At 46.3% G+C, this 11002-nt stretch carries 10 protein-coding genes and 1 pseudogene; 6 read left to right on the plus strand and 5 right to left on the minus strand.

Annotated elements, in window-relative coordinates:
- From WCO51_04620 to leuB, 5 genes are all read right to left on the minus strand, one after another.
- Positions 1-1250: amidohydrolase family protein (locus tag WCO51_04620; protein ID MEI6512543.1), on the minus strand; the 1250-nt coding region annotated here is incomplete at its 3' end.
- Positions 1205-2455: an amidohydrolase family protein gene (locus tag WCO51_04625; GenBank protein ID MEI6512544.1), complete on the minus strand. Its 1251-nt coding sequence runs from the start codon at positions 2453-2455 to the stop codon at positions 1205-1207. The genes WCO51_04625 and WCO51_04620, both read right to left, overlap by 46 nt.
- A gap of 47 nt (positions 2456-2502) precedes the next feature.
- A complete protein-coding gene (locus WCO51_04630; GenBank protein ID MEI6512545.1) occupies positions 2503-3744 on the minus strand; it encodes an amidohydrolase family protein in 1242 nt (413 codons plus the stop codon).
- 91 nt (positions 3745-3835) lie between these two features.
- Complete coding sequence (locus tag WCO51_04635; protein ID MEI6512546.1) at positions 3836-4699, minus strand: DnaJ domain-containing protein; 864 nt, start codon at positions 4697-4699, stop codon at positions 3836-3838.
- Positions 4700-4853: 154 nt separating this feature from the next.
- A complete protein-coding gene (gene leuB / locus WCO51_04640) occupies positions 4854-5912 on the minus strand; it encodes a 3-isopropylmalate dehydrogenase (protein MEI6512547.1) in 1059 nt (352 codons plus the stop codon).
- Between the two features lie 108 nt (positions 5913-6020).
- Here leuB and WCO51_04645 point away from each other — a divergent pair, with 108 nt between their 5' ends.
- The 6 genes and pseudogenes from WCO51_04645 to WCO51_04670 all read left to right on the plus strand — a co-directional run bounded on the left by WCO51_04645 (position 6021) and on the right by WCO51_04670 (position 10614).
- Positions 6021-6221: a DUF3006 domain-containing protein gene (locus WCO51_04645; GenBank protein ID MEI6512548.1), complete on the plus strand. Its 201-nt coding sequence runs from the start codon at positions 6021-6023 to the stop codon at positions 6219-6221.
- A gap of 14 nt (positions 6222-6235) precedes the next feature.
- A complete protein-coding gene (gene rlmN / locus WCO51_04650; protein ID MEI6512549.1) occupies positions 6236-7315 on the plus strand; it encodes a 23S rRNA (adenine(2503)-C(2))-methyltransferase RlmN in 1080 nt (359 codons plus the stop codon).
- The gene (locus WCO51_04655; GenBank protein MEI6512550.1) at positions 7312-7830 is read left to right on the plus strand and encodes a hypothetical protein; all 519 of its coding nucleotides are present in this window, start codon (positions 7312-7314) and stop codon (positions 7828-7830) included. Before rlmN ends, WCO51_04655 begins: the two co-directional genes overlap by 4 nt.
- Before the next feature lie 47 nt (positions 7831-7877).
- The gene (locus WCO51_04660; protein MEI6512551.1) at positions 7878-8453 is read left to right on the plus strand and encodes a hypothetical protein; all 576 of its coding nucleotides are present in this window, start codon (positions 7878-7880) and stop codon (positions 8451-8453) included.
- Positions 8453-9166, plus strand: a pseudogene (gene lptB, locus WCO51_04665) (LPS export ABC transporter ATP-binding protein). The gene WCO51_04660 and the pseudogene lptB overlap by 1 nt, the downstream one beginning before the upstream one ends.
- Before the next feature lie 518 nt (positions 9167-9684).
- Complete coding sequence (locus WCO51_04670) at positions 9685-10614, plus strand: hypothetical protein (GenBank protein MEI6512552.1); 930 nt, start codon at positions 9685-9687, stop codon at positions 10612-10614.
- The last annotated feature ends 388 nt before the right edge of the window (positions 10615-11002 follow it).

Raw genomic sequence — 11002 nt, forward strand, 5'->3', positions numbered from 1 at the left:
GCTTGGGTTTCCGTTAATTTCTTATTTGCAATTCGATTAGCCAGTACCCCGGCGATGTTGTCTCTTGCCATTACTAAGTGGCCGTAGACTGTCTGGGAGGGAACGCCGTAGTCGCCGCCGAAACCTAAAATCTTGTTCACCGGCACGGTGTCGATGACTTGATCCATGGTTTCATAGGCGCACTTCTTCGAGATAATGTGTGTCCAACAAAAATTGAGCCAGACGTTGGGAAAGCGATCTCCGATATTGATCGATTCGCCCACGAAGGGATAGCCAAGATGGTACAAGTCAAAGCGCGTATTCGGATGCCGCTCAAGGGTAGGTATCACATTAGTTGGATTCCAGTTGCGGAAATCGCCCCAGTAACCCGTATGGATAGCGAAGACCAATTCAAGTTCCGTAGCGAGACCGAATGCAATATCGGCGATATAATTGAACAATGGACTTGGAGGAATGAAAGCCCGTTGCTCCTTCTTTAATGGTGAAAAGTCCTCATTGTCATGGAAATGTTTGAAGATTTCTGATGCCGCTTTCTTATCCGGCGCTGTAAACTCTTGACCGAAGCACTTGAGACCGACAGCTCCTTCTGATTTCACCCTTCGAATGTAATTACAAACTGCATCCACGTAATCATCTAAGCTTTCAAGACGTGTACTAGGTTCAAAGTCTAAGAACCGAATAGTGCCTTCCGTATCGCAATCCGGGATCCATATAACGGGAGTTAATAAGGCCGTGCCAGTATCGGTCTTGCCGCACTGGGTGAGGCAAGTTTTGATGTTGCAGGCATCTTTTAGAACTCGATCATAAATCCCAGGGGTATTCGAGTTAGCGATTGCCTCTGAGAGGGTTTGATAAGTATTACGGTTGATATCCTCGATGCCCCAAAACTTTTTTACTGTTATTAGAACTGCCTGGGCGTAAGAACCATATCGAACCTGATTCCAGTAAGGTTCAAACAACTCCCATCGGCTCTCCAGAGGCAGGTTTTTGTTAAAGAGAGATTGAGTATCTTCTTCCGACATACCCGCCTGTCTAAGGTCTAATAGGGTGTAGGAAAGGAAGAGGCTGAACAAATCTAATGTCATAGAAAGATGCTCTTCCTCAGTCGGTAGATGCTCATGGCAATCAATAACCGGAATCTGTTCGATTTCTTTTAGTAAATTTTGTTTAATAGTTTCCACTTCAGGGATCATGCCTTCCTCAACTAAAACTTCAGCCGATAAAGCTCCACGGGATTGTCGAAAAGCCATTTTTTAGCGATGGTGAGAGCTTGGTCTTCGGTCATGTGCTTTGCGGCAACACGCCCCGCTAGAACACCGGCGATGTTGTCTCTTGCCATTACTAAGTGCCCGTAGGCTTTTTCGACTGGAGTTTCATAATCGCCGCCGAAGCCTAAAATCTTATTCATCGGCACCGTATCGATGAGCTCATCCAAAGCTTCATAAGTTGCTTTCTTCGAGACGGTATGAACCCAGGCCAAGTTGACCCAAACATTAGGAAAGCTTTTGCCCATCATTATCGTGTCGCGAACATATGGGTAGCCCAAGTGGTACAAGTCAAAGCGAACATTGGGGTGTCTCGTGAGTACTGGGATCATGTGTTTCGGGTCGAGCTCACGGAAATCTCCCCATACACCGGCATGAACGGCAATCGGCATATCCTGTTGGCCAGCAAACTTGAACACTTCATCTAAAACATAATCATGCATTGGATTTCGGCGAGTAAATGGCTCAAGTCCGCCGGTTCCGCGCCATGTAAAGGGTGTTCCACCATTCATGATCGTGTTAAAACATTCCAGAGCATCTGCCCTGTTGGGTTCATAGTAGGGTCGTATAATGTGTTTTAAGGCAACAACGCCTTCCGACTTAACTTTTAAAATCCACTTTTTCATGGCATAAATGTAGTCATCGAGCGTTCGAATAGGTGTATCGGAAGAGAAATCGAGTATAGACGAAACCGAGTCGTTAAGCGGGATCCATAAAATTGGGGTCAATAGAGGCGATTCAGTATCTGTAATTCCACATTGATTTAGTGTGGTGCGGATATTGCAGGCATCTTTAAGGACACGCTCATATAACCCCGGCGTGTTGTTCTTTTGAATTGCTTCCGAAAGCGCGCGATAGGTTTTCCGATTAATGTCATCAACCCCATAAAACTTCTTTGCGCTTATTAACGCAGTTGTTGCATAGCAGCCATAACGAATATTCTCCCAATAAGGTTCGAAGCTGTCCCAACGGTAATCGAGTGGGAGGTTATGGTTATAGAGCGCCTGGTAAGATGCATCGGGCATCCCCGCAGTCAGAAGATCCCAGTGGCAATAGTGTGAGAAAAAAGTGAAGACATCGACTTTCTTCTCAAGTCGAACCTTTTCCGGCCGCAAGTGCTCATGACAGTCGATGACTTCAAATTTCTCAATCGATTTCAATAAATTCTGTTTTAAAGCAGTTGTATCCATGTAGCTTAACTCCAATTTAATATCGTTACTAAGATGTATACCAACTCTTAAACATCCAGTTTATAAAGCGCCTTTGGATTGTCGAAGAACCATTTTTGGGCGATGGACATCGCTTGTTCTTCAGTGAGATGTTTGGCGGCAATTCGATTTGCCATTACCGTAGCAAAATTATCTTTCGCCATGACGAGGTGACCGTAAACCTTTTCGACTGCGTAAGAGCCATAATCCCCGCCAAAAGCCATGATCTTATTAACTGGTACCGTATCAATCAGTTCATCCATCGCTTCGAAGGCGAACTTCTTCGAGATGATGTGGGTCCAGCATAGGTTTAGCCAAACATTGGGGAAGCCTTTGCCCATCATAATTGCCTCGCGCACGAAAGGATAGCCGAGGTGGAATAAATCAAATCGAACGTTCGGGTGGCGCATGAGCACAGGGATCATGTGAAGCGGGCTGAGTTGTCGGAAATCACCCCAATAGCCCGTATGCACTGCCATCACCATATCCTGTTGGCCGATGAACTTGATAATCTCATCGATCACATAGTCCGCAATAACGTTGCGTTCAGGCAGGTCGTTGATTTCTCCGGATACGAGCTTGTTGAATTGACAAATTGCTTCCTGTCGATTAGGTTCGCCAAATGGGCTGGAAAAGAGCTTAAGGGCAACTGCCCCATCGGCTTTACACTTGACCAGCCAGGCCTTATAGGCATCTATAAAATCATCTAATGTTCGTATAACCGCATCCGGTGCGAATTCAGGATTTAGGAAATTAGAGCGAGTGTTCGTGCCGGGCATCCACTTTAGAAGAGTTAATAAAGGAGTGCCAAGTTCGTTGCCGGTATAGCCGAGGGGTAAGGTCAAGCAAGTTCGGATGTTGCATGCCTCTTTGAGGATTCGATTATAGATACCGGGAGTATTGAACTTCTTAACGGCTTCGGTGATTGCCTGGTAGGTGTTCTTATTGATATCATCCGCGCCATAGAACTTGCGGGCGGTTATAAGCGCCGCTTCTGAATATGAGGTGTAGCGGATATTTTCCCAAAAAGGCTCGAATAATCCCCAACGATAATCGAGCGGAAGATTTCTATTGAGGAGGGATTGGTGTTGGGTGGGCGACATTCCAGCGGCAAAAAGATCGCCTACCGTATAGTGGCTAAAGAGTGAGAAAACATCCACTTCAGTATCGGTGCGCTCCGATTCTGGCCCAAGGTGCTCGTGACAGTCAATGACCTCTATTTTCTCTAGCTGGTTAAGTAACCTTATTTTTATCGTCTCAACTTCCATCATTTATACCTTCCGGAGCCAGACCTAAATTCACCCGTAATCGGGCAGTGGCTCAATGTTAGTGTACCTGTGGGTATAGGTAGAAGTGAACAGATTACCAATAAACAGAGGCGATGCGATAGGGACTTTCTATCGGTTCAGCGCTTTGGTTGTTGGGCAAATCTGCCTTTTTCTCATAACTCAGTTGAGATTTCTGCATTATTTTGGAATAATAAGCAAGTTTCTGGTCGACATCCCTTCCTCGAAGCTTATATTCTACGCAGCCAAGCCATTTGCCGAATACCTCATAGTAAGCGGATAATTTTAAGCTCTGCTTTTTTTCCCTGAGTGATGTTTGCATAGAGGCGTGTTTTCGATAATGAACTTTCAACTTATTAGCGACATCGTATTGGAGCCTGGCTAGAACAATAAGTTCTTTGCGATTCTGATCGGGGCTTGGATCTAAGAAAACACGGGGAGGAGTTAGCTCGATAAGAATTTTCTCTTGGGTTATGCTATCAGATAACTGCTTGCCAGGACTTCGAGCCTGTTGAACCATTGTTGAAATATTTGGTGATTCGGATATTCCAACCGCACGGTTATATTGCCCTGTCAGAAGAGAGAAATATCCCAAAGTGGCGGATAGACCAAGTGCGACGACTAATCGTCTTCTTTTATACGGTTGGTGAGGGGTGATGCACGATTTCTGAGTGCGAACACAAGATTTTGAATGTGAGGTAGGCGCTTCGTCCGAGGATGAATTTCTTACATAAGTCCAGATCGACGGCTTATGCTCATCCGATTCGGCGATTTCGTGATAGGCGTGAATGACCTCTTGGAGACGTTCAACTGCGCTCGGATCGGGATTAATATCCGGATGATAGATACGAACTAGCCGGCGGAATGCCGTTTTTAGTTCGTCTTGTGACACGGAGGGCTTAACGCCTAATATTGCATAGAATTCGTTTCGTTCTTGCATTTCCTTTCGGGTCCTTGACAGATAAGTTCATTAAAAAATAAGCAAAGCAACTACTGTATATAATACGACATGTTTCTGAATTCTGCCACTACAATTTTAGTTTTATGCGCAAATTTCGTTAAGAAATTAGCGCATTTCCCAGCTTCAGGTATTGCTATACCTTTTCTGAAACCATATCACCTACTTGTGAAGTGGTAGCGCAGCCGCCAATGTCGGAGGTGCTGGTACCAGAGGATAGGCAGTTTTCAACAGCTTTTTCAATGGTTTGGGCAGCTTCTTCGTGATGAGCCGTGTAGCGCATTAGCATCGCTGTTGATAGGATAGCCGCCATAGGGTTGGCTTTGTTTTGGCCGGCAATATCGGGAGCGCTGCCGTGGACAGGTTCGTAGAGACCAAAATCACCTTCTCCTAAACTAGCGCTTGGGAGCATACCGAGACTACCGGTCAGCATCGCCGCTTCATCACTGAGGATGTCGCCGAACATATTTTCTGTTAGAATTACATCGAATTGAAGCGGTGAGCGGACGAGTTGCATGGCTGCATTATCAACTAGCATGTGATTAAGTTGAATGTCAGGATAGTGTGCGCTTACTTCGATCACAACCTCCCTCCAAAGCCGTGATGTCTCAAGCACATTGGCTTTATCAACAGAAGTCAGTTGCTTGCGGCGCATTCGGGCCGCTTCGAAACCAACTTTCGCAATTTGCTCGATTTCTTTTGCTGTATAGACGCAGGTATCAACCGCAGTTTTTCCATTATCACGGCGTTCCTTAGGTTCACCAAAATAGATGCCGCCGGTGAGTTCACGCACAACCAAAATATCTAGCCCTTCGATGAGTTCCGTTTTGAGGGGGGCAGTATGAATGAGAGCATTGGATAGTTTAGCTGGTCTGAGGTTTGCGAAAAGCCCAAGCGCGCGGCGTAAGGGTAATAGCGCTCCCGCTTCGGGGCGAAGACTCGGTGGTTGGATTTTGTCCCATTTCGGTCCTCCGACGGCGCCTAGAAGGACGGCATCGCTGGATTTGCACAATGCCAGGGTCTCATCAGGTAATGGATGACCGGTTGCATCATAAGCCACTCCTCCGATAAGCGCTTCCTCAAACACCATCTCAATCTTAAACTTTCGCCCGATAGCTTTGAGTACCTTTACAGCTTCCGCTGTCACCTCAACACCAACCCCATCACCTGGCAGTACCGCAATCTTGAGCGCCATTTTTCATCCCCCTGTTGACTGTTAGAAAGATATTACCCTCCGATGCCGCCTGTTCATTCACCTACGGGTTAGAACACAAAGCGGTATACTTTATTCATGGATCGAACGGTGAAAGCGTATTTAGATCGGATAGAGGAAGAGATAGCGGTTTTTCTTTTTGAGAATGCCGAGTTTTACCTCCCCGTATCGCTCTTGCCGGAAGGCAGCAAACCGGGACTATGGTTTCGTTTGAGCCTAAAAATTGATGATGGAACTACAGCAGAGGCGCGCAATCGGGTGGCGAAGCTGGTAGATGAATTAAACGAATAATCGCGGAAGTAAATATGCTTGAATTGGCGGAACGAGAAAAATCGATTTTGATAGGGAAGACCAAAGAGGAATTGTCGCAGTGGGTGCAGGAACTGGGACTGCCGGCATTTCGCGGCAAACAACTCGCCCAATGGATATATCAGCGAAGCGTCACTGAATTTTCCGCAATGACTGATTTACCCAAGGCCGTTCGTGAACAATTGGAAGCAGCAGCGGAAATTAGTCGTACCGAAATTGCATCCGAACTGCATTCAACCGATGGTGTCGAAAAGCTTCTGCTCAAGCTGCACGACGATCAGATTATCGAGACGGTGATGCTGCCCTATGAAGATAGGGTGTCATGCTGCATCTCGACACAAGTTGGGTGCCCGATGGGCTGTTCATTTTGCGCAACGGGACAGGGTGGTTATACTCGCAACCTGACAGCGGGGGAAATGGTCGAGCAGGTGCTCATTCACCAACGATTGAGCCAACGCCGCATCTCGCATGTGGTCTACATGGGGATGGGTGAGCCGCTTCTTAATTATGAAAATGTAATCAAGAGCGTCCATTTGTTAAATGACGAACTCGGCATCGGAATGCGCCATGTGGCCATTTCAACAGTCGGGATCGTGCCTAAGATAAAAGAACTTGCCAAACTTCGTCTGCAACTCACACTGGCGATCTCTTTGCATGCGGCAGATGATGAGCTTCGCGAACGAATTATGCGGGTCAGTAAGAAGTGGTCGATTGCGGATTTGATGGCTGCATGTAAAGAATATATAAAATTTACCGGTCGGAAAGTAACATTTGAATACTTAATGCTGTCAGAGATCAATGATACAGAGGAACAGGCAAAGAAACTGGCGAAGTTAGTTCGAGGGATCCAGAGCGTGGTCAACTTGATCCCATTCAATTATGTTGATAACGAGCTAGGATATAAACGCCCTTCAAACGATCGCATTAAGGCTTTTCGAGGTTATCTGGAGAATTTAGGAGTAAATGTCACACAACGGCTTGAACGAGGTCAAAACATTGCGGGTGCTTGTGGTCAACTCAAAGGCCAACATATGGCGCAAAAGAATGACAAAACAACCTCGGTGAGCCAGAAGTGAATAAATGCGGGATAATCCTGCTAATTCTGACGCTTGTCCTTTGTGGATGTGGACAGGGCAAGAAGCGTAATCAGAAGAAAGCAGATAATGACACAATCTATAATGCGCCCGTCAAAGGGATCAAGCTTCAATTTGACGATCCAAAGACGGGAAAGCCCCTTTGGCGGCTTGAAATCGAGAGCGGATCAGCCACCTTTCAAGTAGAAAAAGGAGGATATGGTCAACTCAAAGGCTTGAAAGGGGTGCTTTACGAGAATGGCAAGCCGGCTATTCGAATTAGCGCTGATATTTGTGACTATGACACTGAAAAGCAGACCTTGCGCGCAGTGGGGCATGTTGAGGGGACATCATTCATTAATAGAGTGTCATTTAAAGCGGATAAGATATTTTGGCGTGCAAAATTGAATGAGATCACAGCCGAAGGTCAGCCGGTGATAATTTTCAGAGAACCAGGATTTGAACTGCGCGACGTAAAACTAATCGCTAATACATCGCTCAAGAATATGCATAATTAGGCAAGTCGAAAGTGGATTAGAACTTTTGGCTTGACGGGAGGCTCGTGGTGAAGAAATTCGCAGTTGGATTAATAACCTTAATGGCGCTTGTTGTTTATGCTCAGGCTCCTGCAGCCAAACAACAAGTAAAGTCGACACGTTACGGGGGCACATCTATCTCCGGTTATGAAAAGATCACTGCCCGTGTAAGTGGTGAGGTTTATACATTCATCTATACAGGGGCAGGTACAACCCTCGTTTCTGATGAAGATGATCGCTGGGTCCAAATGCGCGCTCCCAAAGTGGAAGGGCAAGTATCGCCGAATCCTGCCCGTAAAGTAGAGCTTCAAATGCAGTGGGCAAAAGCTACCGGCGGGGTGCATATTATCATAAAACAAAAAGATACAAGTGGAACAGTGATTCGTACGATGAATGCTTCTTCTGATTCTCTTGATTATCAGCAGGAGAGCCGTACTTTCAGTCTGGTAGGCAATGTCAAAGTCGAAACCGATAAGCCAAAAATGATCCAGACAGGAACAAAAGGTACAATTACTCTAGAATCGGACGGCGTCTATACGATTTCTTTCGCTGATGGAACCACCGTTTTTAAGCCAGAGCAACCTGCGCAGGCTCCGAGTAAGTAATGATAATTCGAGCAAACAATTTAAAGAAAGTCTACCGTGGCCGCGCTGTTGTTGATGGCGTGTCACTCAATATCGCGCAAGGGGAAGTCGTTGGCCTTTTAGGTCCCAATGGCGCCGGTAAGACCACCACTTTTTATATGATTGTAGGGCTTGTCAAGCCGCTTGAAGGTCAGGTGTTTCTAGATGATGTTGAGATAACGGATTGGCCGATCTATAAGCGGGCAAAGGCGAGCATAGGCTATCTTCCACAAGAACCATCTGTCTTTCGTAAGTTATCGGTTCAGGATAACCTGAAGCTAGTACTCGAAATGACGTATCTTACGACGAAGCAGCAAAAACAGAAGCTGGAAGAGCTTTTGGCTGACTTTCACATCAAGCATATCCGCGATTCGCATACCTACACTCTCTCAGGTGGCGAACGCCGCCGAGTCGAAATTGCCCGAGCATTGGCAACCGATCCCAAGTTCATCCTGCTCGATGAACCTTTCACTGGCATTGACCCGGTGACGATTGAGGAGTTACAGGAGATAGTCCGCCGCCTTAAAGATCGAGGGATTGGCGTTCTGATTACCGATCATAATGTCGAAGCGACTTTGGCGATTACCGATCGGTCTTATATTATTGTGGATGGGAAGATTATTGTCGAAGGTCTTCGCGAGGAAGTTCTTCGCAACGAACTGGCTCGCAAGCACTACTTCGGCACTAGTTTTGACCGCAATAGGTCCGAGTGGTCGGATTCGTTAGCTGATTTTCTCAACGGTCTGAGCTACCCCGCCAACAAAGCCTTGTTGATGCAGCAAGCCCGCAAGAAAAGCCCATCAGATACCGTGAGGCTTTTTATCCAAGACCTCCCGTCCGATATCACTTTCGAGTCCTATAAAGATTTAGAATCCCACTTCTCCCCAGCAGGAGATCCCGAGCCAGTTAGCGAAAAGTGATGGGGATATAGAGGCAAGAAGTAAGAGGCAAGATCCGGATTTAGGAATATCCTCATTTCCAAGGGAGATTATAAGGGGTCTCCGGATCAAAACGTGCCGTTAGGCACGTCACCCTGAGCTTTGTCGAAGGGTCTTCCGGAAGATTCCTCGACAAAGCTCGGAATGACGTCCTTTATGATGCTTCGGTAGCAGAGCGGAGCGGCACTGCCGGAGCTTTTCAGGATAAGATCAAGATAATGATTTCCTAACCCTAACACCGAAAACCAATCACCTTGTATTTATGGAGTAAAGATATGGAAACTGTTTCTTATGGAGGCTGGCCGAATTGTATCCGGCTTACTAATGGGGAAGTTGAGCTTATTGTTACCACTGATGTTGGACCGCGGGTAATACGATATGGGTTTGTTGGTGAGCAGAACGAATTTCATGAGTTCAAGGATCAGCTTGGAAAAGTAGGCGGCGATGAGTGGAGGATATACGGGGGGCATCGCTTATGGCATGCGCCGGAAAAGAATCCTCGCTCCTATGAGCCTTATAACGAAACTGTTCCGTATGAATGGGATGGACGATGGCTTCATCTTAGACCCAAAACTGAAGCTAACACCGGCATTCGAAAGGAAATGAGCATCCATCTGGCTGCTGAGGGAAGCCATGTAAAGATAATCCATCGGATTATAAATGAAGGCCAATGGGCTGTTAAGCTGGCCGTATGGCCTTTAACGGTGATGGCGCCCGGCGGCAAAGCGATTATTCCTCAAGAACCCTATGCGGCTCACACCGATGAACTTGCTCCTGCTCGTCCTTTGGTCTTATGGCGTTATACACGAATGGACGACCCGCGATGGACATGGAGCAGTAAATATATTCAATTGCGTCAAGACCCTAATGCGACTAGCCCTCAAAAGCTCGGCGCGCTAATAAAAGATGGCTGGGCAGCCTATTGGCGAAACAACCACCTGTTCTTCAAGTTCTTCCCTTATTCTAATGGCGCTCGATATGCTGATTACGGTTGCAATATGGAGTGCTTTACAAATGGTGACATGCTTGAGGTTGAGACGTTGGGGCCATTGACGAAGTTGGAACCAGGCGGAGGAACCGATCATATCGAGGGATGGTTTTTGCATAAAAATGTCCCCTCCGCAGAAATCGATGAAGACCTAGATAAAGTGATCGTTCCCTTATTGAAGAAAGATCGAAAAACACATGATGCGAGCGAGCACTAGTCGTTATCCAGGCAAAATTACTGGAAACCTGAAATATTTACGGTTGTCTTTCAGCTTCAATTCAGACTTTTTTCAAAAAAAGTTGAAAAAAGTCCAAAAATCTGTCCGTTTTTGGGTCGGTTTTGCGAATTACTCATTGGGATAGTGAACCATGAGCATTTTTTGCTCTGGTGCTTGATTCCCTCCTCACATGGAACGCCGCGACCCCGGAACTCGCGGCGTTCTATTTTTTGCTTCCTCCTCACATGGAATCGGCGCTTATTTTCAAATTATCGGCAGGATTACAAGTTAGCCTGATACTTAAGGGGGTGCCTTTATTTAGAGGCTATGAGCTTTTGTGTAGATTGATCAGTGGTTTTTTGTGAAAGAAGAGGATTGCGAAAATTCC

This window comes from bacterium (genome assembly GCA_037131655.1).
Lineage (GTDB): Bacteria > Armatimonadota > Fimbriimonadia > Fimbriimonadales > JBAXQP01 > JBAXQP01.

Bases quoted from the DNA above. Each gene is read 5' to 3' on its own strand.
- leuB (MEI6512547.1), bottom strand. From the start codon at position 5,912: ATGGCGCTCAAGATTGCGGTACTGCCAGGTGATGGGGTTGGTGTTGAG.
- WCO51_04635 (MEI6512546.1), bottom strand. From the start codon at position 4,699: ATGCAAGAACGAAACGAATTCTATGCAATATTAGGCGTTAAGCCCTCC.
- rlmN (MEI6512549.1), top strand. From the start codon at position 6,236: ATGCTTGAATTGGCGGAACGAGAAAAATCGATTTTGATAGGGAAGACC.
- WCO51_04670 (MEI6512552.1), top strand. From the start codon at position 9,685: ATGGAAACTGTTTCTTATGGAGGCTGGCCGAATTGTATCCGGCTTACT.
- WCO51_04630 (MEI6512545.1), bottom strand. From the start codon at position 3,744: ATGATGGAAGTTGAGACGATAAAAATAAGGTTACTTAACCAGCTAGAG.
- WCO51_04625 (MEI6512544.1), bottom strand. From the start codon at position 2,455: ATGGATACAACTGCTTTAAAACAGAATTTATTGAAATCGATTGAGAAA.